At 65.7% G+C, this 23,084-nt stretch carries 22 protein-coding genes; 16 read left to right on the plus strand and 6 right to left on the minus strand.

The features are described from left to right. Positions 1-1,971: nitrite reductase large subunit NirB (nirB, locus tag QTI05_RS12050; RefSeq protein ID WP_286657812.1), on the minus strand; the 1,971-nt coding region annotated here is incomplete at its 3' end. Between the two features lie 62 nt (positions 1,972-2,033). Between nirB and QTI05_RS12055 the strand changes: the two genes are divergently transcribed. Beyond that, complete coding sequence (locus QTI05_RS12055) at positions 2,034-3,743, plus strand: bifunctional protein-serine/threonine kinase/phosphatase (RefSeq protein ID WP_286624841.1); 1,710 nt, start codon at positions 2,034-2,036, stop codon at positions 3,741-3,743. A 14-nt stretch (positions 3,744-3,757) separates the two neighbouring features. Here QTI05_RS12055 and QTI05_RS12060 read toward each other — a convergent pair whose 3' ends face one another. Continuing rightward, positions 3,758-5,020 carry an MFS transporter gene (locus QTI05_RS12060; protein WP_286546809.1) on the minus strand — a complete coding sequence of 421 codons (1,263 nt, stop codon included), beginning with the start codon at positions 5,018-5,020 and terminating at the stop codon, positions 3,758-3,760. Between the two features lie 209 nt (positions 5,021-5,229). Between QTI05_RS12060 and QTI05_RS12065 the strand changes: the two genes are divergently transcribed. Together QTI05_RS12065 and QTI05_RS12070 are read left to right on the plus strand one after the other, a co-directional pair. After that, positions 5,230-6,567 (plus strand): type IV pili methyl-accepting chemotaxis transducer N-terminal domain-containing protein, encoded by a 1,338-nt coding sequence (locus QTI05_RS12065; protein ID WP_286624840.1) that lies wholly within the window; start codon positions 5,230-5,232, stop codon positions 6,565-6,567. Positions 6,568-6,696: 129 nt separating this feature from the next. Then, complete coding sequence (locus QTI05_RS12070; RefSeq protein WP_444812897.1) at positions 6,697-7,797, plus strand: lactonase family protein; 1,101 nt, start codon at positions 6,697-6,699, stop codon at positions 7,795-7,797. Positions 7,798-7,803: 6 nt separating this feature from the next. On the opposite strand, the gene QTI05_RS12075 is transcribed toward QTI05_RS12070, so the two are convergent. Further along, positions 7,804-9,390: a bifunctional 3-(3-hydroxy-phenyl)propionate/3-hydroxycinnamic acid hydroxylase gene (locus tag QTI05_RS12075; RefSeq protein ID WP_286624839.1), complete on the minus strand. Its 1,587-nt coding sequence runs from the start codon at positions 9,388-9,390 to the stop codon at positions 7,804-7,806. A gap of 139 nt (positions 9,391-9,529) precedes the next feature. On the opposite strand from QTI05_RS12075, the gene QTI05_RS12080 reads away from it, so the two are divergent. After that, positions 9,530-10,639, plus strand: coding sequence for an alcohol dehydrogenase catalytic domain-containing protein (locus tag QTI05_RS12080; RefSeq protein WP_286546813.1), 1,110 nt, complete (start codon positions 9,530-9,532; stop codon positions 10,637-10,639). Positions 10,640-10,700: 61 nt separating this feature from the next. On the opposite strand, the gene QTI05_RS12085 is transcribed toward QTI05_RS12080, so the two are convergent. After that, positions 10,701-11,282, minus strand: a complete 582-nt coding sequence (locus tag QTI05_RS12085) for an NADPH-dependent FMN reductase (protein ID WP_286546814.1) — start codon at positions 11,280-11,282, stop codon at positions 10,701-10,703. 166 nt (positions 11,283-11,448) lie between these two features. On the opposite strand from QTI05_RS12085, the gene QTI05_RS12090 reads away from it, so the two are divergent. From QTI05_RS12090 to QTI05_RS12120, 7 genes are read left to right on the plus strand one after another with little or no spacing between them, the layout of a single operon-like run. Next, entirely contained in the window at positions 11,449-11,994 is a 546-nt protein-coding gene (locus QTI05_RS12090) for a cupin domain-containing protein (protein ID WP_286546816.1), read from the plus strand. A gap of 12 nt (positions 11,995-12,006) precedes the next feature. Then, a complete protein-coding gene (locus QTI05_RS12095; protein ID WP_286546817.1) occupies positions 12,007-12,408 on the plus strand; it encodes a nuclear transport factor 2 family protein in 402 nt (133 codons plus the stop codon). A 34-nt stretch (positions 12,409-12,442) separates the two neighbouring features. Beyond that, positions 12,443-13,663: an amino acid ABC transporter substrate-binding protein gene (locus tag QTI05_RS12100; protein ID WP_286624838.1), complete on the plus strand. Its 1,221-nt coding sequence runs from the start codon at positions 12,443-12,445 to the stop codon at positions 13,661-13,663. Positions 13,664-13,671: 8 nt separating this feature from the next. Further along, positions 13,672-14,547, plus strand: coding sequence for a branched-chain amino acid ABC transporter permease (locus tag QTI05_RS12105; RefSeq protein ID WP_286546819.1), 876 nt, complete (start codon positions 13,672-13,674; stop codon positions 14,545-14,547). Then, complete coding sequence (locus tag QTI05_RS12110; protein WP_286657813.1) at positions 14,544-15,458, plus strand: branched-chain amino acid ABC transporter permease; 915 nt, start codon at positions 14,544-14,546, stop codon at positions 15,456-15,458. The genes QTI05_RS12105 and QTI05_RS12110 overlap by 4 nt, the downstream gene beginning before the upstream one ends. Further along, positions 15,455-16,186 carry an ABC transporter ATP-binding protein gene (locus tag QTI05_RS12115; RefSeq protein WP_286624836.1) on the plus strand — a complete coding sequence of 244 codons (732 nt, stop codon included), beginning with the start codon at positions 15,455-15,457 and terminating at the stop codon, positions 16,184-16,186. The genes QTI05_RS12110 and QTI05_RS12115 overlap by 4 nt, the downstream gene beginning before the upstream one ends. Continuing rightward, positions 16,179-16,883: an ABC transporter ATP-binding protein gene (locus QTI05_RS12120; protein WP_286624835.1), complete on the plus strand. Its 705-nt coding sequence runs from the start codon at positions 16,179-16,181 to the stop codon at positions 16,881-16,883. The genes QTI05_RS12115 and QTI05_RS12120 overlap by 8 nt, the downstream gene beginning before the upstream one ends. 15 nt (positions 16,884-16,898) lie before the next feature. Here the strand turns inward: QTI05_RS12120 and QTI05_RS12125 are convergent, their stop codons facing one another. Next, the gene (locus tag QTI05_RS12125; RefSeq protein WP_286546824.1) at positions 16,899-17,477 is read right to left on the minus strand and encodes an amino acid synthesis family protein; all 579 of its coding nucleotides are present in this window, start codon (positions 17,475-17,477) and stop codon (positions 16,899-16,901) included. 141 nt (positions 17,478-17,618) lie between these two features. Here QTI05_RS12125 and QTI05_RS12130 point away from each other — a divergent pair, with 141 nt between their 5' ends. Genes QTI05_RS12130 through QTI05_RS12150 form a run of 5 tightly spaced genes read left to right on the plus strand, consistent with a single transcriptional unit; the run spans position 17,619 to position 21,570 of the window. Next, positions 17,619-18,335, plus strand: coding sequence for an FCD domain-containing protein (locus tag QTI05_RS12130; RefSeq protein WP_286546825.1), 717 nt, complete (start codon positions 17,619-17,621; stop codon positions 18,333-18,335). A gap of 51 nt (positions 18,336-18,386) precedes the next feature. After that, entirely contained in the window at positions 18,387-18,941 is a 555-nt protein-coding gene (locus QTI05_RS12135; protein ID WP_286624834.1) for a VOC family protein, read from the plus strand. 30 nt (positions 18,942-18,971) lie between these two features. Beyond that, the gene (locus QTI05_RS12140) at positions 18,972-19,835 is read left to right on the plus strand and encodes a fumarylacetoacetate hydrolase family protein (RefSeq protein ID WP_286624832.1); all 864 of its coding nucleotides are present in this window, start codon (positions 18,972-18,974) and stop codon (positions 19,833-19,835) included. A 54-nt stretch (positions 19,836-19,889) separates the two neighbouring features. After that, entirely contained in the window at positions 19,890-20,867 is a 978-nt protein-coding gene (locus QTI05_RS12145) for a LysR family transcriptional regulator (RefSeq protein ID WP_286624831.1), read from the plus strand. A 22-nt stretch (positions 20,868-20,889) separates the two neighbouring features. Then, complete coding sequence (locus QTI05_RS12150) at positions 20,890-21,570, plus strand: hypothetical protein (RefSeq protein ID WP_286624829.1); 681 nt, start codon at positions 20,890-20,892, stop codon at positions 21,568-21,570. 185 nt (positions 21,571-21,755) lie between these two features. On the opposite strand, the gene QTI05_RS12155 is transcribed toward QTI05_RS12150, so the two are convergent. Then, entirely contained in the window at positions 21,756-22,877 is a 1,122-nt protein-coding gene (locus tag QTI05_RS12155; RefSeq protein ID WP_286624827.1) for a PDDEXK family nuclease, read from the minus strand. Positions 22,878-23,084 lie beyond the last annotated feature (207 nt).

Genomic DNA, 23,084 nt, shown 5'->3' on the forward strand with positions numbered 1-23,084 from the left:
CGTGCCGAAGCGGCACCACTCGCTGCCCACGCAGGTCTTGACCGTGCGCAGCGACTTCGCATACGCAAACCCCGAAGGCATGCCGATGTCCTTCCACACGCCCGCCAGGTCTTCCTTCTTCACCCCCAACAGGTCGATGCGCTGGCCGCCGGTGACCTTCACGGTCGGGATCTTGTACTTGTCGGCCGCGTCCGCGATGCGGCGCAGCTCATCGGGCGTGGTGTGCCCGCCCCACATGCGCGGAATCACCGAGTAGGTGCCGTCCTTCTGGATGTTGGCGTGGCTGCGCTCGTTGATGAAGCGGCTCTGCGGATCGTCCTTGGCCTCCTTGGGCCAGGTGCTGATCAGGTAGTAGTTGACCGCCGGGCGGCAGGTGGCGCAGCCGTTGGGCGTGCGCCAGCCCAGGCCCTCGTAGACCTCGGCGTGCGTCAGGTACTTCTGCGCGCGGATGGCCTCGCGCACGTCCTTGTGGCTCGCGTCGGTGCAGCCGCACACCGCCTTCTTCTTGGGCGCGGCCGAGTAGTCGCCGCCGGCCGTGAACATCAGGATCTGCTCGACCAGCCCGGTGCAGGAACCACAGCTCGCACTGGCCTTGGTGTGCTTCTTGACCTCGTCCAGCGTGAACAGGCCCTTGTCCTTGATCGCCTTGCAGATGGCGCCCTTGCTCACGCCGTTGCAGCCGCACACCTCGGCCTCGTCGGGCATGGCAGCGGCGCTGTTGTGCCCCTCGTGGCCGGTGTCCCCGATGTTCGACTCGCCGAACATCAGCTTGTCGCGGATGTCGCTCACGCTGCGCCCGTCGCGCAGGAGCTTGAAGTACCAGCTGCCGTCCACCGTGTCGCCGTACAGGCACGCGCCCACCAGCTTGTCGTCCTTGATCACCAGCTTCTTGTAGACGCCGCCGAAGGGGTCGCTCATGACGATCTCCTCGGTGCCCTCGCCACCCATGAACTCGCCGGCGCTGAAGAGGTCGATGCCCGTCACCTTCAGCTTGGTCGAGGTGAGCGAGCCCAGGTAGCGCCCGATGCCGAACTGCGCCAGGTGGTTGGCCGCCACCTTGGCCTGCTCGAAGAGAGGCGCCACCAGCCCGTAGGCGATGCCGCGGTGCGCTGCGCATTCGCCCACCGAGTAGATGCGCGCATCGGTCACGGTCTGCATGGTGTCGTTCACCACGATGCCGCGGTTGCAGTGCAGCCGCATCGATTCGGCCAGCGCCGTGTTGGGGCGGATGCCCACCGCCATCACCACCAGGTCGGCCGCAACCTCGGTGCCGTCCTTGAAGCGGATGGCCTTCACGCGGCCATCCTCGCCTCCGAGCAGATCCTGCGTCTGCGCGCCGATCAGGAATTTGAGGCCCCGGTCTTCCAGCGACTTCTGCAGGAGCTTGCCGGCCACGTCATCCAGCTGGCGCTCCATCAGCCAGGGCATCACGTGCACCACGGTCACGTTCATGCCGCGCAGCATGAGGCCATTGGCCGCCTCCAGCCCGAGCAGGCCGCCGCCGATCACCACCGCGTTCTTGTGCGTGCGGGCGGTCTCGATCATGTAGTCGGTGTCGGCAATGTCGCGGTAGGCGATCACGCCCTTGAGGTCCTTGCCCGGCACCGGCAGCATGAATGGGTTGGAGCCGGTGCACATGAGCAGCCGGTCGTAGGCCGCCTCGGCGACGCTGCCGTCCTTGCCCACCGCGCGCACGATGCGCTTGACGCGGTCCACCTCGGTCACCGTCTTGCCCGCGTGCAGCGTGATGTGGTTCTCCGCATACCACTCCCAGCTGTTGAGCACGATCTCCTCGACCGTCTGCTCCCCGGCCAGCACCGGCGACAAGAGGATGCGGTTGTAGTTCGGATGCGGCTCCGAGCCAAACACCGTGATCTCGTACAGGTCCGGCGCTATCTTGAGCAACTCCTCCACCGCACGGACTCCGGCCATGCCGTTGCCTATGAGCACGAGTTTCATTTTTTCAGCCATGGGTTGAACCTTTCCTGGACTCAAGCAAGGGGATGCGCATGGCGCGCGTGGAGAATCGCGCCATGAGCTTTGAAGTGGACATTGGCTACAGCAGCCTGCGCGGACCGCGCGACGTGAACGAGGATTTCGCCGGCGCCGTGCATGCGCCGCCGGGCGACGAGGCGCGCGGGCTGATCGCCGCGATTGCCGACGGCGTGTCCATGGGCGGCCGCGGCCTGGAGGCGGCGCAGACCACGGTGATGGGCCTTCTGGCCGACTACTTCGCCACGCCCGACACCTGGGAGCCGACCGCCGCGCTCGACCGCTTGATCGGCGCGCAGAACGCCTGGCTGGCCGACCACAATCGGCGCCGCCAGGGCAGCGGCACCGCGCTCACCACCATGACCGCACTGGTTCTGCATGGCCAGAGCTACACGTTGGCGCATGTGGGAGACACCCGTGCCTGGCACGTGCGCGAGGGCGGTGAGGCGGCCGTGCCGCTGACGCAGGACCATGCCTTCGACCATCCCGATCTGCGCAGCCGCCTGACGCGTGCGATCGGCCTGGATGACCAGGTGCGTGTCGACTATTGCGAAGGCAATGTGCGCGTGGGCGACTGCTTTGTGCTCAGCACCGACGGCGTGCACGGCGTGCTCAAGGCGCAGCATCTCGCGGCTCTCGCACTGCAGGGCAGTGCCGGGCAGGCCAGCGAAGCACTGGTGCAGGCCGCGCTGGCGGGCGGCACGCGCGACAACGCCACGGCCCTCGTGATTCGCGTCATCGGACTCGATGCGCGGCAACTGGACGACGAGCAGGGCGATGCGCGCCGGCTGGCACCGCCGCCCGCGCTGAAGGTGGGCGAGGTGCTCGATGGCTACGTCATCACCGCGCTGGTGGCCGATACCGGCGTTCACCTGCTCTACCAGGCGCGCGATCCGGCCACCCGCGCCCTGGTCGCGCTCAAGACCCTGCATCCGTCGCGCGCCAGCGATCCGCAAGAACGCGCGATGCTGGCGCACGAGGCCTGGCTCGGGCTGCGCGTCAGCGCGCGCGGCGAGGGCGGCTTCGTGCGGGTGCACGAGCGCAGCGAACATGCGAGCGCGCTGTACACCGTGTTCGACTGGCATGGTGGCCGCACGCTGGAACAGCTGCGCAAGTCCGGCCAGCGCGGCACGGTGGCCGAGGCGGTGGCCGCGGCCATCGAGGTGGCCAAGGCACTGGGCCGGCTGCACCGGCATGGCGTGGTGCATCGCGACATCAAGCCCGGCAACCTGCACCTCGGCGACGACGGCCGCTGGCGCATCATCGACCTCGGCGTAGCGGTGTCCGGCCGCGAGGGCGCGGTTCAACGCGAGTTGCATGCCGGTACGCCGAGCTACATCAACCCCGAGCAGTGGGAGGGCGCCGATGCCGATGCCGCGAGCGACCTGTTCGCACTGGGCGTCACGCTCTACCAGTGGCTGGCCGGGCGCCTGCCCTACGGCGAGATCGAGCCCTACCAGGTGGCGCGCTACCGGCGCGATCCGGTCGCGCTCTCGCGCATCCGGCCCGATGTGCCGATGTGGCTCGATCACCTCGTGCGCAAGGCCGTGGCGCGCGATCCCCGGCAACGCTTCGAGACGGCCGAAGAAATGCTGCTGGCGCTCGAACGCGGCGCCTCCCGTCCGGTCGGTGCGCCCAGCGCCACGCCGTTGATCCGGCGCGACCCGGCGGCGCTCTACAAGATCGCGCTGGCCGTGTCGCTGCTGTTCAACGTGCTGCTGGTGGTGTGGCTGCTTTTCCTGCCGCACTGAACCGACCTGTAGTGTCATTGGCGTGCGGTGGTGCGGGCGCCGGCGGGCTTGGCCGGGGCCGACGGCGTGGTGCGGGCGCGACCGCCTTTTTCTGCCCAGGTGCGCGTCCAGCGGATCTGCATCACGCGCATGACGCCCAGCATGACCATCGACAGCACGGCGAAGAAGACGAAGCCCCAAAGGTAGGTGCCCAGGTACTGCTTCGACAGGCCCATCGCGTTGGGCACCAGCCCGCCGCCGAGCGCGCCGATCTCGCCGATCATCGAGCCGGCCACCGCCGTGCTGGTCGGCCAGCGCAGCGGTACCAGTTGGAACAGGGCGCCGTTGCCGGCGCCCAGCGCGGCAAAGGTCACGATCAGCAGCAGCGTGGTGAGCGTCAGCGAGGCCGATGAGAAGCCCACCAGCGCAAGCCCCACGGCCACCACCAGCAGCACCAGCGTCAGCGTGTTGACGCCGCCCCAGCGGTCCGAAATCCAGCCGCCGACGATGCGGACCGCCGCGCCCATGAAGGCCGCCAGCATGGTCAGTTGCCCGGCCTGCACCTTGCTCACGCCGAACTGGTCGTAGTAGTAGGAGGGCAGGAAGGTGATGAGGCCGATGAAGCCGCCGAAGGTCACGCCGTAGATCAGGCTGAACACCCAGCCGTCCTTCTCGAACAGGCAGGCAATGTGCTCACGGAAGCTGGCATGGCTGTCGACGTCGGGCGGCTCCTTGGCGAACAGGATCATCACGATCATCGGCAGCAGGATGGCGCCCGCCGCCACGCCGTACACGCTCTGCCAGCCCAGCCACTGCGCCAGCGGCGGCGCCACCAGCACCGACACCGCGGTGCCGACGTTGCCCGCGCCCACCAGGCCCATGGCCAGGCCCTTGTGCTGCGGCGGGAACCAGCCCGAGCCGAGCGACAGCGCGACGCCGAAGCTCGCGCCGGCAATGCCCAGCAGCACGCCCATGGCGAGCAGGTCGTTGAAGCTCTTCACGAAGAAGAAGCCGAACAGCATTGCCACGGCGATGAGGCCCATCTCGACCAGCGTGGCGTTCTTGCGGCCGATGTACTGGGACAGGATGCCCAGCGGGAAGCGCATCAGCGCGCCGGCAATGATCGGCACCGACAGCATCAGGCCCTTCTCGGCCGGCGTGAGGTTGAAGGTTTCGCCGATGAAGGGCGCCATGGCACCGTTCAGAACCCATATGCAGCATGAGAACGAGAAATAGAGAAACGCTGCAAAGAGGGTGGGTGAGTGGCCCGATCTCAGAAAGCTCTTGAAGGTCGACATGGCAACAGGCGGTACAAATGCCGCAACGCAGCCATCGCGCGGCCGCATCGTCGGACTGGTTGGGGGGAGGTTGCCGGCGGCGTTGCCGGCGGACGGGGTGTCAGGTCAGGCGCTGGTTGCGCCAGGAGCTCTCGCGAGGCCGCGGGAGTCACACCAAAGCGGTGCTTCGTTACACCGCGAGCAATGAGTGGAGCAAAAAGCGTGCCTGAATGGTTTCGCTGCTTCCCCTTATGCTTTCCACAGTGACGCCGCACTCCAACACCCCGATCTCCCTGCATTGCCTGACGCCCGGTTCAGCGGATACGCATGACCTGCCCGAGGGCGTGCGCCGGGCGCTCGCCGATCCCGGGCTGGCCGTTGTCCACCACCGAGAGTTCGGGACGCTGCCGCCCCCCAGCGACAAAAAGGAGGCCGACGAGGCGCAGCTTCTGATCTGCGCCCCGGCGGACATGGACAAGGTGCTCGAGCTGCTGGGTGCATGGGCCGGGTCGCCACCGTGGCCGGTGAGCCTCCTGAGTCCCCCGCTGGATGCGGCGGTGCACGAGGAGCTGATCCGCGCTGGCGTCCACGCCTGGGCCGCCGTGGATGCCATCAATGAAGCCGGGCTTGCGGCCCTGCTCGCCCGGTCGCGGGCACGCTGGCGCCGCGAGGCCGCGTTGCGCGTCGAACTGGTGCAGTTGCGCACGCGAATGGACGAGCGCAAGTGGGTCGACAAGGCCAAGGGCCTTCTGATGCTGGCGCGCGGCATGGGCGAGGACGAAGCATTTGCACTGTTGCGGCGTGCCGCCATGCACGCCAATCTCCGGCTGGGAGAAGTGTCGCGCTCCGTCGTGGACGCCGCCCAGTGGGCGGAGGCGATCAACCGCGCCGGCCAGCTGCGCATGCAGGCCCAGCGGCTGTCGCGGCTGGCAGCGCAGGCGCTGGCCGGCGTGGATGTGTCGCGCAGCCGCGAGCAGCGCGGGCAATCCGTGGAGCGCGTGCAGGAGAACCTCGGATTTCTCGACGGCCTGGGTCTGGTCGACGAAGCCGCTGCGGCGCTCGATCGCACCAAGGCGGCATGGCGATCGCTCCAGGCCGCATGGACGCCGCGCGTGGCCGCGCCGGCGATGGCCGTCATCGATGCCGCGGCGGAGGCGCTGCTGCGGAGCGCCGACGCACTCACGGCGGTGCTGGAGCGCGCGAGCGGGCGGCGGGCGCTGCGGATCATCAACCTCTGCGGGCGGCAACGCATGCTGGCGGAGCGGCTTGCCAAGGATGCGCTGCTGGCCTTGACCCAGGCGGCCGATCAGGGCCCCGGGCTGGCGTCCACGGCGGACGAGTTCGAGAAGGCCTTGCGCGAACTGGAAAACGCGCCACTGACGTCGCCCGAGATCCGCACCGCGCTGGGCAAGGCGCGCGACGAATGGCTTCGCCTTGCGCGCGGCGTGCAGGGCATCAACCGGCCGCAGGGCGGCCTGGAACTGGTGCGATCGGCTGAAGCGCTGGTCGACACCTTCGACCACCTCGCCGCACAGTACGAACACAGCGTCCAGGTCATCATGTCCTGATGGCCATGGAGCCGGGTGGGGGCGCCGTTGCATTGACAGCGCCTGCGCGGGACGAAACAATCCCCGTGTTGTACGACATCGTATGACGGCAAATTGCCAACGCTATAACCTATAAAAGGAGACGATTTCATGCAAACGCGTACGAGGTGGTTCTACGGCCAGGCCTGGCCGGCTTGGCTGTCGGGAGCGGCCATGCTGCTGTTGGCGGCAGGCGCCCAGGCCGGAACCTTTGTCTATGTTTCGAATGCCGACAGCCAGGAGATCTCGGTGCTCGAACTCGACCGGGCCCAGGGACAACTCAAGCCGGTGGAAACCGTCGGGGTTGCCGGCACCGTGATGCCGATGGTCGTGAGCGCGGACAAACGGTTCCTGTACGCGGCGCTGCGTTCCCAGCCCTTCCGGGTCACCAGTTTCGCGATCGACGGTGGCAGTGGCCGGCTGCGCAAACTGGGTGAAGCACCCCTGGCCGACAGCATGGCCAACATCGACCTGGATGCCACCGGCCGATGGTTGTTCGCAGCGTCCTACCCGGGGCACAAGATCACCGTCAACGCCATTGGCAAGGACGGTGCGGTGGGCGCCATACAGCAGCTGATTCCGACCGCACCCAATGCCCATGCCATCCATGCCGACGCGTCCAACCGCTACGTGCTGGCAAGCAGCCTCGGCGGGGACAACCTTTCGATCTGGCGCTTCGATGCCGAGAAGGGGCAGCTCACGCCAAGCGACCCGCCTCTGGTTTCCAGCGCACCGAAGTCGGGCCCGCGTCATTTCGCCTGGGACAAGGCGCAGCGTTTCTTCTACCTGCTGAACGAGCTCGATGCGTCGCTCTACACCTATGCCTGGGACAGCGCGCGCGGGACGTTGCGCGAGTTGCAGCGAACCACCACCTTGCCAGCCGGCTTTGCAGCCAAGCCCTGGGCGGCAGACCTGCATCTGACGCCTGACGGCAAGTACTTGTACGCTTCCGAGCGAACCTCCAGCACGATCTCCGCGTTCCGGGTCGATCCGGCCAGCGGCCTGCTGCAGCCGCTCGGGCAGACGCCGACCGAAAAGACGCCACGCGGATTCGCCATCGATTCGACCGGCCGCTACCTGGTGGTCGCGGGACAGGAGTCCCACAGCGTGTCGGTGCACCCCATCGATGCCGCGAGCGGCGCCTTGGGTGCGCCCAAGAGCCTGGCCGTCGGCAAGAACCCGAACTGGATCGAAATCGTCGATCTGCCCTGAAGCGCGTTACTGGCGCAGCTTGATGCGGGCACGTTCGAGCAGCGCCTGTGCCCCGTCGGGATCGGCCGCGACGCCGTAGACGACGTGGTCCGGGCGCACGAGCGCCGCGCCGCAGCCCTGCTTGTCGAACCAGCGCGCGATGACGCCGTCGGCCTCCGCGAGGCAGACAAGATCCTCCAGGTTTCCGGCATCGCCCAGGCAGACGGCTGTCGCGTGCAGGGCCCGCAGACCGGCGGCCAGGCGGCCGAACTGTTCGCGGGAAGGCGGGTCGCGCAGAAACAGCAGGAAGCCGTGGGGCAGCAGATCGTCCATCATCTGCGCGGCGCCCTGCTGGCCGATCCGTCCCACCGCCTGCGGGAAAGGCGTGCCTGATGCGCCATGCTCGTCCTCGATCAAGCCGTGGCGCACGCCGGGCAGCAGGCTCTGGCGCAACTGCATCCGCACCTCGCCGCCTTGCTGCGCGCGCAGGCCGCGATCGCGCTCCGTGGCGCGTTCGGCGTCGCGCTCGCAGATGATCAGGCCCAGGCGCTTGACGGTCTGCGTGGTGTCTTCGACCTGCGGGCCGCGCTCCGTGCCATAGCTGTCCAGCAGCGCGTCGGGCGCTTCGCCGCGCAGCACCCAGTCGAGCTTCCAGGCCAGGTTGAGCGCGTCGCGCAAGCCCTGGCACATGCCCTGTGCCAGGAAGGGCGGCATCTGGTGCGCTGCGTCGCCGGCCAGCAGCACGCGCTGCTGGCGCCATTGCTCGAGGACGACCGCATGGAAGCGGTAGGTCGCGGCCCGCCAGATGCGCGCCTGGTGCGGCGCCAGCCAGGGCGAGAGCAGGGCCCAGATCGCGTCGTGCGGCATCTCGCGGTGCGCTGCTTCGTGCGGCAGCAGCAGGAATTCCCAGCGCCGGTGCGTGCCGGGCCCGACCACGTAGGTGCAGGGGCGCGCCGGGTCGCAGTACTGGATGTTGGTGGCCGGCAGGCAATCGAGCATGTCCTCGTTCACGTGCATGTCGACCACGATCCACGGCTCGTCGAATTCCAGGCTCTTCATGCCGAGGCCGAGCCGCTTGCGCATCGGGCTGGTGCCGCCGTCGCAGGCGACCACGTAACGCGCCCGCACCTGGGCCGGGGCGCCGTCCGGCGCCTGCACGGACAGCGTCGCGTACTCGCCATCCTGATCGGCCTGATCGGCGGACACGACTTCATGGCCCAGGTGAACCGAGACCGAAGGCATCTCGCCCACGGCGCGGCGCAACGAGAGTTCGAGCGCCGGCTGGTTGAAGGTGTACGAAGGCGCCCAGGCCAGAGGGTAGGGCGACGGGCCCATGTCGAAATGCTGGATCGGCTTGCCATCGGCACCCTGGTAGATCGTGGGGCGGTACGGCGTCATGTGGGTTGCCAGGGCGCCTGCGATGCCCAGTTCCTGGAAGGTGCGCATCGCCTCGTGGTCGAGCGCGAAGGCGCGCGGCAGGGGATAGATCTGGTCGGACTTGTCGAACACGGCCACGCGTCGGCCACGCCGGCCCAGAAGCGCCGCCAGCGTTGCACCGACCGGGCCGAAGCCGATGACGGCGACATCGACAGGCTCGTCGAAGGTGTGATTCACTCGTTCTCTCCAAATGCAGGAAGTGAGAATTGTGCATAAAAATGGGTGTTATGGATCGAGGGTTCTTCCCGATGGCGGCCGCCGCGTCGCCGCAGAAAAATGCACAAAACCAACTTTGTGCATTTAACAAGGAGACGAGATGTCAATGATGAAAGCCGCCCGACTTCACAAGGTCGGCGCACCGATGCAGATCGAACAGCTGCCGATTCCCCAGCCCGCAGCCAACGACGTACAAGTGAGGGTGCATGCCTGCGGCATCGTGCCGAACCTGGGCAACATCCTGGCGAACTGGACCACCTGGTTCCCCGAGCTGCCGCTGCCGCCGCTGCCCGCCATCTTCGGGCTCGACCCGGCGGGCGAGGTCACGGCCGTCGGCTCCCACGTCCACACCTGGAAGCCGGGCGACCGCGTCTACGTCAACCCGAGCCTGTACTGCGGCGGGTGCAGGGCCTGCCGCAATGGCGACCTCATCAACTGCACGCACTACGCATTCAGCGGCTACTTCGGCTTCTCGCAGAACGCGCTCAAGCTCTACAAGAACTACCCCTACGGCGGCCTGGGCGAGTACATGATCGCCCCGCAGTACGCGCTGGTGAAACTGCCCGACAACGTGAGCTTCAACCAGGCGGCGCGCTTCGGCTACCTGGGCACCATGTACTCCGCGATGCGCAAGGCGCAGGTCGGCCCCGGGCGCAGCGTGCTGATCAACGGCATCAGCGGCACGCTGGGGATAGGCGGCGCGCTGTTCGGCCTGGCGATGGGCGCCACGCGCATCCTCGGCACCGGCCGCAACAAGGAACTGCTCGAGCGCGTGAAGGCGCTGGCGCCGGATCGCATCGAGGTCTTCTCGAACGCCAGCGGCGAGGCTATCGACACCTGGGCCAAGGAGCGCACCGGTGGCTTGGGCGTGGACACCTTCATCGATGCGCTGGGGCCGGGCGCGCCGCACGAGTCGCTGCAGCAGGGCATTCGCGCGCTCAAGCGCGGCGGCCGCGCCTTCAACATCGGCGCCATCGCAGGCATGGTGGGCATGGATCTGCACACCATGATGGACGAGCAGCAGAGCATCGAGGGCTCGGCATGGTTCACCGCCGGCGAAGGGCAGGACATGGCCGACATGGCCGAGGCCGGAACGCTCGACCTCTCGGTGTTCGAGCACGTCTGCTATCCGCTGGACCGCGTCAACGAGGCGATCTCCGGGATCGCGACGCGCAACGGCGGCTTCAGCAACTTCGTCATCAACCCCTGAACGGCGGAAGGGCGCAGCAAGGGGCGCCGAACCCGGCCGCCCCGCGCCTTCTTCGCCCCGTCTAGCTGCGGGCGCGCGCCAGCATCTCGATTTCAAGCAGCAGATCGTGCAGCGCTGCCTGCACGAACTCGAGCGTGCTTGCGTCGACCAGTCGACCGTCGCGCACACGCTGCCCCACCCCTGCGATGGCGACGTGCTGCCGAACCACCGGCCGCGCCAGCGTGGCGGCCAGCGCGTCGCGAATCTGCGCCTGCGCGCGCACGCCACCGGCGGTGCCGGGCGAGGCGGTCATCACCAGCGCGGGCTTGCCCTTGAGGGGCGAGGCGAATCCGGGCCGCGATGCCCAGTCGATGGCGTTCTTGAGCACGCCGGGCATGCCGTAGTTGTATTCGGGCGAGCACAGCACGAGCCCGTCCGCCTCGGCGATGGCTTTCTTGAGGCGGGCGACCGGCTCGGGCGGCGTGTCGCCATCGAGGTCGGCGTTGTAGATCGGAATGTCATCGAGCGGAAACAGGTCGATGTTCGCAGTGGCGGGCAGCAAGGGCGGCAGGCTGCGCAGCACCGCGGTGCAGTTGGATTCGCGGCGGATGCTGCCGGAGATGGCAAGCAGCCGGATGGATCGGGGCGGGGTGAGGGTCGACATGGAACGGTAGGAAGTGCGGGGAGGGAAGTTTATGCATGAACGCAGACTTGCGCACAAAACAAATATTGAGCATTAGGGTTCGTCCGGATGAAGATCCGGGGGTAGCGATGCATATTTGCACAAAAGAAGTTTTATGCATTTTATTGAAATTCTCAGGAGACCAATCATGAAAGTCAGACGGGTAGTTCTAGGTGTGGGTTCGAACGGCAAGTCAGGCGTGTTGTCGGACGAGGCCGCGCCTCGCAACATCGCATTCAAGACCGTGCCGGGCTTCGAGGCAACCTTGCTCTGGTCGACCGCCGCGTCGAGCGAGGCAGGCAGCAGGAAGGCCTTCGCCGATCCGAGCATCGAAGCCAACTTTCTCCCGGGCCAGGGCGAGTCGCGCCTCATGTTCGTCACGTTTCCGCCCGATTCCGTGATGATGCGGGCGGACTTCGACGGTGCGGCGTTCGGGGCAGAGTTCGGCCAGTTGCTGCCAGGCTTGGCGGAGACCTTCGAGCCGGATGCGCCGGGCATGCACACCACCGACAGCATCGACTACGACGTCGTGCTGGATGGCGAGATCACGCTCGAACTCGATGATGGCCAGGAGGTCTTGCTGAAGCAGCACGACGTTGCCGTGCAGCAAGGCAACCGGCACGCCTGGCGCAACAAGGGCGACAAGCCCGCGACGATGCTCTTCGTGCTGATGGGCAAGAAGCGCGCAGCCTGAGCCGTGGTCCCCATGAGCACCTCCGATCCATCCGACGACGCCAGGGCGTTGATCGACCTCGAGCAGCAGCGCTGCAACGCCATGATGAATGGCGACACCGAACGCCTGCGCGAATTGCTGCATCGCGATCTGACGCATGTCCATGCCAAAGGGCAGGTCGACGGCTTCGACAGCTACTTCAGCACGGGCGGCTTCAACGTTCACTACCAGCGGGTCGAGCGGTCTGAACTCGCCGTGCGCGTGATGGGCAACAGCGCCCTGATGACCGGCCGCCAGCTGCTGGTGGGCGTGCGCAAGAACGGCACCGGCACCGTGACCATCGACTCGCGCGTCATGCAGGTCTGGGTGAAGGAGGGCGAACGCTGGCGCCAGCTCGCATTCCAGACCACGCCCACCGAAATGAGCGTTGCCTGACCTTGCCCCTTGAAGAATCAACCCGGAGACATCCATGACCACAAAGCAACAACGCCGCGACTTCGTTCGCGTTCTGGGAAGCGCCGCACTGGCGGCTTCGGTGCCCGCCTTCGTGCGGGCACAGGGCACCGATACCAAGATCAAGTTCGGCTGGGCCATCTCGAAGACGGGCCCGTTCGCAGGCGGCGCTGCATCAGCGCAGCTTCCAAACTACCGGTTGTGGGTCGATGACGTCAACAAGGCGGGTGGCATTTCGGTCGGGGGTGCGAAGCGCCTCATCGAAGTCGTCGAGTACGACGACCGCAGCCAACCGGAAGAAGCGGTGAGGGCAATCGAGCGGATGGTCAACCAGGACAAGGTCGACTTCCTGCTGCCGCCGTGGGGCACCGGCATGAACCTGGCCGTTGCGCCTGCGTTCCACAAGGGCAACTTTCCCATGATCACGCCCACCTGCATCACCGATCAGATGCCGCAGCTCGTCAAGCGCTGGGACAACATGTTCTCGCTGCTCGGTACCCCGTCCAGCTATTCGGATGCCATCGTCGGGCTGCTCACGCAGATGCGCAGCGACGGCAAGATCGGCAGCAAGGTGGCCATGGTGAACGTGACCGACCAGGGCGGACTGGAACTCGCCGGCGCCGCGCGCAAGTCGCTGAAGGCCGCGAAGTTCGAGGTCGTGGTCGACAGCAGCTATCCGATTTCCACGCAGGACATGACGCCCCTGATTGCCGATGCCCAACGCGCGAATCCGGACGTTTTTCTGGCGTTCAGCTATCCGCCGGACACCTTGGGCCTGACCGAGGCCGCGCGCGTGCGCGGCTTCAACCCGAAGATTTTCTACGCCGGGATCGGAACGGCGCTGCCTCTGTACGTCGGCAAGTTCGGCGCGAGCGCCGAGGGCGTCATGGGCCCGGGCGGATGGAATCCGGCGTCGGACGCCATCAAGGCCTACATCGCCAGGCACACCGCGTTGATCGGGCAGCCGCCCGAGCAGTGGGTCAGCGTGCTCTGCTATTCGGGCCTGCAGGCGCTCGCCCAGTCGATCGAGAAAGTGGGCAAGCTCGACCGGCCGGCCATCATCAAGACGCTCGGATCGACGACCTTCGACACGGTTGCCGGGCCATTGAAGTTCGACAACCATTTCATGGCGGGCGGCTGGACGGTCGGGCAATGGCAGGGCGGCACGTTCTCGGGAATCGCGCCGAAGCAGACGGGCGCGAAAGACCCGGTCGCCAAGCCGGCCTGGAAGGCCTGAAGCCTTTCATGAGGCTGATCGATGCATTGATATTCGGGCTGACACTGGGTGGGACCTATGCGCTCATTGCGCTGGGTCTCAACCTCCAGTACGGCGTCGCCCGCATCCTCAACCTCGCCTACGGCGAGATGTTGATTGCCGCGGCCCTGGGGGGCCTGGTGCTTTTCACGCGCGCCGGTGTCTCGCCGCTGGTCGCACTCCTGCTGCTCGTTCCGGTCGCCGCGGCCGCCGGTGCGCTGCTCTACAAGGTGGCCTTCCTGCCGCTGGTCAGGCGCGCGCGCAGCCGTGACGCGCTGGAGGCCGACAGCATCCTGTCGACCTTCGGCCTGTTGTTCGTGATCCAGGGCCTCATGCTCACCGGGTTCGGCGGCAACTACCTGAGCTACTCGTTCCTGTCGATCCCGATCGAAGTGCTGGGAACCACGGTGGCCGCCAACCGCCTGCTCGCACTCGTGGTTGCGCTGGTGCTGGGCGGCGCGCTGTTCCTGGTCCTCACCCGCACGCGAATCGGCACCGCCCTGCGCGCGGTGGCCGTCGACCCCGGGTCGGCGCCGCTGGTGGCGATCGACGTGACGAAGATCGCGATGCTTGCCTTTGCCATGGGCACGGCGCTGGTCGCCATCGCCGGCGTGCTGGTCAGCATGTTCTCGACCTTCAGCGCCACCATGGGCGTGCTCTTCACCATGAAGGCCTTGATCGTCGTGATCATGGGCGGCGTCGGCAACTTCGTCGGCTGCGTGCTGGCTGCACTGCTGCTCGGGTTGAGCGAAAGCCTTGTTTCCACCTATGTGGATCCGGGCCTCACCCTGGCTGCCAACTACGCCATCTTCCTGCTCGTGCTGGTGTTCCGGCCCTCCGGCCTGTTTGGAAGGGCTGGCCGGTGACATCGAAATCCAGACTCTTCCTTGCGTTGTCGCTTGCAGCCTTCATTGCGCTGGCGTTTGCGCCGCAAACCGGCAACGACTACACGACGTCGCTGCTGATCAACCTGCTGCTCTATGCCAACCTGGCCACGGCCTGGGGCATCTTCTGCGGCACGACACGCTTCATTTCGCTGGCGACCGTCGCGTTTTTCGGGGTCGGGTGCTACAGCGTCGCGGTGCTGTCGGAGTTCCTGCCCTGGCCAGCGGTGCTCGCCGTGGCCGCCTTGCTGGGCGGCGCATTGGCACTCGCCATCGGCATTTGCACGCTACGTCTTTCCGGCATGTACTTCGTCGTCTTCAGCTTCGGAATCGCCGAGCTGATCCGCCAGCTCGTGACCTGGTACGAATCCAAGGTGGTGGGTTCGGTCGGGCGGTATGTGTTCCTGGAGATCACTGCGGCGCAGATCTACTGGCAGCTCCTGGTGTTGCTGGGGTTGCTCTGGCTGTTGGGGGCCTGGCTCTCGAAGTCCCGACTCGGTTTTGCGCTTCGCCTGATCGGCGAGGACGAAACGGCCGCGCGCAGTTGCGGCATCAACACTGTCGGCGTCCGTCTCGCGGTGCTGACGGGGACGGCCATGTTCATGTCTGTCACGGGTGCGATCGTGGCGCCGCGCTGGACTTACATCGAGCCTTCCATCGCGTTCAACTCCCTCGTGTCGTTTCAGGTCGTGGTGATGGCACTGCTGGGTGGCGTGGCGGCGTTCTACGGGCCGATCCTGGGCGTGGTTCCGCTGGTGCTGGCGTTCGAGGTGCTCACCAAGTACTTCCCGGATCACTTCAGCATCGTGCTCGGCGCCATCTTTCTGGTGATCGTGTACCTGCTGCCACGCGGCCTGCTCGGTGCAAGCGAGAAGTTCTGGAGGCGCCGATGAGCGCGCCGTTGCTGGAGGTCAACGACCTGTCCCGGCGCTTCGGCGGGCTGAAGGCGGTCGAAGGCCTGTCGCTCCATGTCGGAAAAGGCGAGATCGTCGGCTTGCTCGGCCCCAACGGCTCGGGCAAGACGACGGCGCTCAATCTGATCAGCGGTGCGCTGCAACCGGATCGCGGTTCGGTCAAGCTCGACGGACAGGAAACCGCCGGCGCCTCGAACTTCAAGGTGGCGCGCCTGGGCATCGCGCGCACCTACCAGCTCGTGCGCCTCTTCAAGACCATGAGCGTGCTGGAAAACGTGGTGGCGGGGATGTCGTTCACGCACGAGCGCCGTTTCGGAACCGAGGCCAACACGGACGCGGCGGAACTTCTGGAGCAGGTCGGCCTGGCGGCCCGGGCGTCCCAGCGCGCCGAAGATCTCACCTACATCGACCAGAAGCGGCTCGAGCTGGCCCGCTGCCTTGCAAGCCGTCCGCGCGTGTTGTTGCTGGACGAGTGGCTGGCCGGATTGAATCCTACGGAACTGCTTCAGGCGATAGAACTCGTGCGCTCGTTGAAGCACGACGGCGTTTCCATCCTGATGGTCGAGCATGTGCTGGAGGCCGTGCGGTCGCTGTGCGATCACTGCGTGGTCATGAACGCCGGCCAGCGCATCGCGGCAGGCCCGGCTGCGGCCGTGCTGGCCGATCCCGAAGTGGTGCGCGCCTATCTTGGAGATGATCATGCTTGAGGTCAGACAACTGAGCGCGCACTACGGCATGCACCAGGCGCTGGCCGATGTGGAGATTCACGTGGGCGCTGGCGAGGTCGTCAGCGTGCTGGGCGCCAACGGTGCCGGCAAGTCCACGCTGCTGCGATGCATCGCCGGGCTGATGCCGGCCAAAGGCGCGCACCTGACGCTGGGCGGCAAGGCACTCACCGGCCTCAAGGCCGATCAGCGGGTGGAGGCGGGCATTGCCCTGGTGCCCGAAGGGCGCGGCGTGTTCGGCGACCTCACGGTGAAGGAGAACCTCTTCCTGGGCGCCTATCCGCGGCGTGCGCGTGCGCACGAGCATCGCAACCTCGAACGCGTGCTCGAGCTTTTTCCGAGACTGCGGGAGCGGCTGCCTCAGAGCGTGCGAACCATGAGTGGCGGCGAGCAGCAGATGGTGGCGATCGGGCGGGCACTCATGTCCAGCCCGGATGTGCTGCTGCTGGACGAGCCTTCGCTGGGCCTGTCGCCGCTGATGGTGTCGGAACTCTTCAAGTCCCTCGAACGCGTTCGCGACGACAAGGTGTCGATCCTGCTCGTGGAGCAGAACGCCAAACGCAGCCTGGCGCTCTCGAATCGCGGCTACCTGCTGGAGCAGGGCCGCGTCGTCGGTGCCGACAGTGCCGGCGCCTTGCTTGCAAGCGAGGCCGTGCAGCGCGCCTACCTCGGCGGGTGAGCGGCGCGGATGAACTCAGCGCTGGCCGTCGTGAACCTTGATGCCGTCCTTCGTCAGGCCACCGAGGCGCGCGTGAACGCGGCCGCCGGTTCCCATGACCAGCGCGAACAGGATCTCCCTGGGCCGCGGCGCATCCTGGATGCCGATTTCCATGCTGTTGTAGTGGCTGCGGACGTAGGAGGCGTGGATGTTGTGCAGCGGAACCATCAACCGATAACCCGTGGCCGCGACGGCCTTGGCCGCCGGCACCATCGCCTTCGGCTCGCCGAGCACGGCGCGCATGGCCCAGCCGCCGGCCTCGTGCCACACCGCGCCGTGTTCCATTTCGCCATCGACGCCCACGATGGCGGCCTTGCTGTACACCTCGACGTTCTCCTTGCCGAGCGTGGCCACCAGCTCTTCGGCAAGCAGGGTGCCGAGCGTGCGCAGTTCCGCCATGAACGGCAACAGATCCGGTTCGTAGCGGCCGGCATAGGGGTTCTTGATGACCGCGCACGACGCGGCCAGCTTCAAGGGCGTGGCCGCCACCGGCCCGCCTTCGTGGTAGATGGATTCGATGGTCAGGCTTCGCTTGCGGATTTCGATCAGGGACATGGAGTGGCTTCAGGAGGGGTTGAACACTTAAATGTGCATGAAAATCAGTTTATGCACAAAAATATCTTCCGATCCTAGTGTTTCCCCTACTCGTCCTGTACATCGAAAGTGCCTCTCGGCATTTGCATGCTTTCTTTCTTTATGCATAAAATGTACGCCATGAACAGTCCCAACATCAACGTGACGGATCCCTCGACGCCGCTGTCGGAACAGGCTTTTCGCAGTCTCCGGCACGACGTCCTGGTCGGTACCTTCGAAGCGGGCAGCAAGCTCAAGCTCGACGAGCTGCAGGGCCACTACGGCTTTTCGAGCAGTCCGCTGCGCGAAGCCCTGAGCCGCCTCACGCAGGAAGGGCTCGTGCGCGCCGACGAGCGGCGAGGGTTCCGCGTCGCGCCGATCTCGTCGGAAGACCTGAACGACATCACGCACATGCGCCTGATGCTCGACGTCCAGGCGCTGGGCAGCGCCATCGAACTCGGCGACGACGCCTGGGAGGGCGCCATCGTGGCGGCCTTTCACAGGCTCGAAAAAGTGGAGTCCCGCCTGAGCGACGGACCGGTCATCCTTGACGAGGAGTGGAGTTCGGTTCACCGGACTTTCCATGCTGCGCTGATTGCCGCGTGCGCATCGGAACGGCAACGGGTCTGGAGCGCGAGCCTGTTCGACCAGGCCGAGCGTTATCGGCGCTTCTCTGCGCGCTACCGGCAGGCCGGCCGCCGCAAGTCCAACGAGCATCGCAAGATCATGGATGCCACCCTGCGCCGCGACACCGAGACGGCGTGCGCCTTGCTCTCGGAACACATCCTGAGCACGCAACGCAACGTCGAAGCCGCCATGCGGCGCGCCGCCGACGCCTGAAGAAGCCGCACGCCGCACCGGCGCGCGAGACACCGAGACTAGGAGACGCACATGCTCAAGGTCAGCAGACCTACGCCTTCGCACTTCGGAATCTACGTAACCGATCTCGACAAGATGGTTGCGTTCTATACCGAGGTGTTCGACCTGACCATCACCGACACCGGCGTTGGCAAGACCTTCAAGAACAAGCTGGTGTTCACGAGTGCCAGCCCGGACCAGCACCACCAGCTGGTCATCGCTTCGGGCCGCCCGGCCGATGTGAAGTTCAGCACGGTGATGCAACTGTCTTTTGCCGTGCCCGGCATCCAGTCGATGCGCGACATCTGGGCCAAGGCCGAGGCGCGCGGGGCAACCGACATTCGTGGGCTCAACCATGGCAACGCGCTGTCGGTCTACATGCTGGACCCCGAAGGCAACATGGTCGAGATCTACGTCGACACGCCTTTCTACGTCGAACAGCCCCATGGCGACCCGCTGGATCTTTCGCAGTCCGACGAAGAGATCCTGCGCGAGACCGAGGCGATCTGCCGCCGCGATCCGACCTTCAAAACCCTTGACGCCTGGCAGGCCGACTTCCTGAGCCGTGCGCCTGTGCCGAGCGCGTGACCCGCAACCCTTTCTTGAAACGGAAATTCCGTGAGACTTCTCTCGTTCATCCACCAGGGCCGTGAGACCTGGGGCGCAGTCGCAGGCGATGGCGTCGTCGACCTCGGCAAGGCCATGCCTTCGTTTGCCACCTTGGCCGACTACATCGCTTCGGGCGAGTACCTGAAGGCTGCCGAGCACGTGAAGGGCAAGGCCGTCGATGCCAAGCTGGCGGACATCACCTACCTGCCGGTCATTCCTCGCCCGGAAAAGATCGTCTGCGCGGTGCGCAACTACATGGACCATCACCAGGAGGTTCTGGCGGCCGGCATGAACCGCGAGCTCTCGGAGCAGCCGCCGATCTTCCTGCGCGTGTGGCGTTCACAGGTCGCACACAACCAGGCGATCGTGCGTCCGCACGTCTCCGAGTCGCTCGACTGGGAAGGCGAGCTCGCCGTGATCATCGGCAAGGGCGGCCGGAACATTCCGGAAGACAAGGCCTACGAGCACGTTGCCGGCTACTCCTGCTACAACGATGCCAGCATTCGCGAATGGCAGTTCCATGCCAAGCAGATTGCATCGGGCAAGAACTTCGAGAGCACCGGCGGCTTCGGCCCCTGGATGGTCACGGCCGACGAAATTGCGCCGGGCCGCCAGCTCAAGCTCGAAGTGCGCCTGAACGGCGAAACGATTCAATCGAGCCATACCGGGCACATGATCTTCAGCATTCCCAAGCTGATCAACTATGCGTCGACGATCTTCACCCTGACGCCCGGCGATGTCATCGCCACCGGAACGCCTGCGGGCGTGGGCTGGAGCAAGAAGCCGCCGCGCTTCATGAAGCCCGGTGACATCTGCGAGGTAGAGATCGAAGGCATCGGCCGCCTCAGCAACCCTATCGTCCAGCAGGACTGACGCCGCCACCCACTGGCAAGCTGCTGTTGATAATCGGCGGAGAAAGGGCTCTCCATGCCGATCAACGAAATGCGTTCCATCGCGACCTTTGCAAAGGCTGCCGAGCTCGGCAGCCTGCGCAAGGCCGCTGTTGCCCAGGGAATGACGCCGCAGGCGGCAAGCCAGGCCCTGGCACAGCTGGAGCAGCACCTCGGTGTGCGGCTGTTTCACCGAACCACGCGCAGCCTGTCGCTCACCGACGAGGGCCGGCAGTTTCTCGAAGCCGCGCAGCCCGCGCTGGTGGGCCTGCAGCGCGCGCTGCACATGGCGCAACAGGCCAAGGACGAGATCGCCGGGCCGCTGCGCATCGTCGGGCCGCGTTCGACCTTCGCGCCCGTGCTGTGGCCCTTGCTCGACGAGTTCTGCCGGCTTCACCCGCAAGTGCAACCCGACGTGCAACTGGACGACCGGATCGGCAACTGGGTGGAAGACCGCGTCGACGTGGGCTTTCGCGTGGGGCGATCGCCTGCCGAGGGCGTCATCGCGCGCAGGCTGTTTCCGTCGCAGCTCATCATCTGCGCGGCACCGGCCTACCTTGCCCGCGAGGGGGCGCCGGACAGCCTCGATGCACTCGCCGCCCATCGCTGCAGCACTTTTCGCCATCCGAGCAAAGGCAGCGTTCTGCCCTGGTACGTCAAGGTTGAGGACATGAGGGTTGACCACCACGTGGTCCCCGCGTTGTGCACCAATGATGAAGGGCTCGAGGCCGAAGCCGTGCTGGCCGGGCACGTTCTCGGACTGCTGACAGCCGTCATCGCCGCGCCGCACATTCGCGCGGGGCGCCTGGTGCCGCTGCTGACCGGGCACGTGGACGACCACTCCAGCATCTTCGTGTACTACGGAAGCCGCACCGCCCAGCCCGCCCGGGTAAGGGCCTTCATCGACCTGGCCGTCAAGCGCCTGGTCAACAACAAGGCCTACGTCTTGACGGCGAAGGAACTGCAGACGGCGGAAGCGAAGGGGCGCAAGGCCCACCCGCGCAGAGGCGCCTGACATCAGGCTCTAACATCCTCTTATGTACGTCGGTCATTTCGCCATCGGCCTGGCGCTGAAAGCACGCTATCCAAAAGTACCTGCCTTGCCCATCATGCTTGGCGCGGGTTTCCTGGACATCCTTGATGGCATCTTCATCGTCCTGGGTTGGGACCGCGTGGCGCCGAATCTGCTTGCCGGCCCATACCTCTTCTTCGACCTCAAGTTCATAGACTGGGACCACTCATTGCTGGCCGGGCTGTTCTGGTCAGCGCTCTGGGGTGCGCTTTTCCTGCGAGACAGGCGGGTCGCCACCCTGGCGTTCGTCGCGGCCCTTTCGCATCTCGTTGCAGACTGGCCCGTGCACAACCACGATATGGCGCTGTATCCGCACGCCGAGACCCATGTGGGCTATGGGCTGTGGGGCAAGCTGGGCACTGCATCCTGGGTTCTGGAAGGTATCTTTGCTGCAGCCTTGGCCACGTACGCATGGGTCGCAAGCGCTCGCCGTGGGGTGAGCCTGCTCTGGCCTTCGGTACTGCTCGTTGTCCTGTTCCTGAACCTCTCACCCTGGCTTTCGCCCATGAAGCACGTCGCCGGGTTGGATGAACCTTTGACTCATCTGCTGCACGGCACGCTGGTCGCCCTGGGCTTTCTTGTGCCCGGTAGTCTGATGACGTGGCTTCTCAACAAGGCGGAAAGCAGGGCGACACGCTTCGGCTGACCAATCATGGCCATTTGCCTCGTTGTGTCAGCCGCCGCAGGCGGTGGATCGACCTCGGTGCTCGGCTTGCTGCAAAGCACCTGTCTAACGGCTCGGTCAACCTGTTGTGGCCGGGGTCTGGAGTCCGTTCTGCCGCAAAAGCAGACATCGGCATGTTTGGCGAATCTAAGGAGGTCCGCTCAAGATTAGCGGGTCGCCAAAATCGCTTTCTCGATTGGTGCCCGGGTGGTTTGGATGAAATCCATCATCGCCAGAGCCACTGCGGCCGGGTCATCCTGCTTGGACGGCGTGATGCGAAGGCCCGGCGTCTTGCCCCGCTGCACGAACTCTAACTGCGTGCCTCCCACGCTCCTGACCGATCGGGCTAAAACCTCCAGCGCCTCAACGAAATCGGGCCGCGGCGTCACTTCTGCGTGAAACTCGCATGACAGGCCCCGGCGGACCTGAAACTGGAACTCGTAGTGGTATCCCTTGAGGATACCGCCACCCAGATGGATTTGCCGGTAATGCCCACTCCGGTTGTCCACTGCTGGCGCGTTGCCGGAGAGCTTGCGGTACTCCTCAACCACGCGATCGAGCTGCTCGAAGCTCCGCTTGGCGCCCCTGGCCCGACCTTTGGAGAGTTCCGCCTCGCTGGTGCGGCCAACCACCGAAGGCGCGATCGCACGCAGCGCCGTGGTCTGCTCGGTGTCCGTTCGGAACTGACGCAGCTCTATGCCAAGCACCTCCACGTCTTTCATCTGTCCGTTGAGGAACTCGATCACTCGACACAGTTGGGGCGGAAGCTCATCTGCGACGAAGACGATGCGGATGTTGTGCTCCTCAAAGTTTTTCTCCACGCGCCGCCAGAAGTCGTTCTCCTCCAGTCCAGCGGACTCCAAGAATGCATCCAGCTCCTCCTGAGCCCGCTCCGGATCGCCGTACTGCTTCTGTAGGCAGTGCTTGACGCTGTCGATCGACCAGTAGACCGCCGCGTGTGCCGCGTAGTCCAGCAGTTGACCGACGATTGCGCGGCGCATGTCGCCGCTCTTGCTGCGCTTGACCTCGACCAGTACCGGGATGCAGTTCTGGTCAATATAAAAGTGGTCAACAGCCCAGCGGTCGTTGCCATTCTCCTGGTCTGGCACGCCCATCTCGCGCTTGATAAGGAGCAGCTCGCACTCGTCTTCCTCTGTTTGCGCGGTGCAGCTGCCAAGTAGCGCCGGGTGAGTGGCGATGAGCTGTTGGATGTCAGCTTCACTGAGGTAGTCCGACTGCGGCATGCGGGTGAGGCTATTGTTGGGGCCGACGAGGAAAACACCGGACATGCAGAAACTCTCTCTTGAGTGGATAAAGCGGGCGTTGGCGCACCGAGGACCCCTCGAGACTACTCGCACTACGGCGTGCCCTCGAAGAAAAATTTCGTTTCGACGGCGATACTCCTAACGAACATGATGTCCCTTCGGGCCGCAGACTAGACCTAGGCTGTCGCGGCAGCTGAGATCTAGGCTGCGGCCCGAGAAACTATGGACGAT

It is taken from the genome of Variovorax fucosicus (genome assembly GCF_030316825.1).
Classification (GTDB): Bacteria; Pseudomonadota; Gammaproteobacteria; order Burkholderiales; family Burkholderiaceae_C; genus Variovorax; species Variovorax fucosicus.

Excerpts from the sequence above, each read along its gene's own strand:
- QTI05_RS12055 (WP_286624841.1), top strand. The coding sequence starts at position 2,034 with ATGAGCTTTGAAGTGGACATTGGCTACAGCAGCCTGCGCGGACCGCGC.
- QTI05_RS12060 (WP_286546809.1), bottom strand. The coding sequence starts at position 5,020 with ATGTCGACCTTCAAGAGCTTTCTGAGATCGGGCCACTCACCCACCCTC.
- QTI05_RS12065 (WP_286624840.1), top strand. The coding sequence starts at position 5,230 with ATGGTTTCGCTGCTTCCCCTTATGCTTTCCACAGTGACGCCGCACTCC.
- QTI05_RS12070 (WP_444812897.1), top strand. The coding sequence starts at position 6,697 with ATGCAAACGCGTACGAGGTGGTTCTACGGCCAGGCCTGGCCGGCTTGG.
- QTI05_RS12080 (WP_286546813.1), top strand. The coding sequence starts at position 9,530 with ATGTCAATGATGAAAGCCGCCCGACTTCACAAGGTCGGCGCACCGATG.
- QTI05_RS12085 (WP_286546814.1), bottom strand. The coding sequence starts at position 11,282 with ATGTCGACCCTCACCCCGCCCCGATCCATCCGGCTGCTTGCCATCTCC.
- QTI05_RS12090 (WP_286546816.1), top strand. The coding sequence starts at position 11,449 with ATGAAAGTCAGACGGGTAGTTCTAGGTGTGGGTTCGAACGGCAAGTCA.
- QTI05_RS12095 (WP_286546817.1), top strand. The coding sequence starts at position 12,007 with ATGAGCACCTCCGATCCATCCGACGACGCCAGGGCGTTGATCGACCTC.
- QTI05_RS12100 (WP_286624838.1), top strand. The coding sequence starts at position 12,443 with ATGACCACAAAGCAACAACGCCGCGACTTCGTTCGCGTTCTGGGAAGC.
- QTI05_RS12105 (WP_286546819.1), top strand. The coding sequence starts at position 13,672 with ATGAGGCTGATCGATGCATTGATATTCGGGCTGACACTGGGTGGGACC.
- QTI05_RS12115 (WP_286624836.1), top strand. The coding sequence starts at position 15,455 with ATGAGCGCGCCGTTGCTGGAGGTCAACGACCTGTCCCGGCGCTTCGGC.
- QTI05_RS12120 (WP_286624835.1), top strand. The coding sequence starts at position 16,179 with ATGCTTGAGGTCAGACAACTGAGCGCGCACTACGGCATGCACCAGGCG.
- QTI05_RS12125 (WP_286546824.1), bottom strand. The coding sequence starts at position 17,477 with ATGTCCCTGATCGAAATCCGCAAGCGAAGCCTGACCATCGAATCCATC.
- QTI05_RS12130 (WP_286546825.1), top strand. The coding sequence starts at position 17,619 with ATGCATAAAATGTACGCCATGAACAGTCCCAACATCAACGTGACGGAT.
- QTI05_RS12135 (WP_286624834.1), top strand. The coding sequence starts at position 18,387 with ATGCTCAAGGTCAGCAGACCTACGCCTTCGCACTTCGGAATCTACGTA.
- QTI05_RS12145 (WP_286624831.1), top strand. The coding sequence starts at position 19,890 with ATGCCGATCAACGAAATGCGTTCCATCGCGACCTTTGCAAAGGCTGCC.
- QTI05_RS12150 (WP_286624829.1), top strand. The coding sequence starts at position 20,890 with ATGTACGTCGGTCATTTCGCCATCGGCCTGGCGCTGAAAGCACGCTAT.
- QTI05_RS12155 (WP_286624827.1), bottom strand. The coding sequence starts at position 22,877 with ATGTCCGGTGTTTTCCTCGTCGGCCCCAACAATAGCCTCACCCGCATG.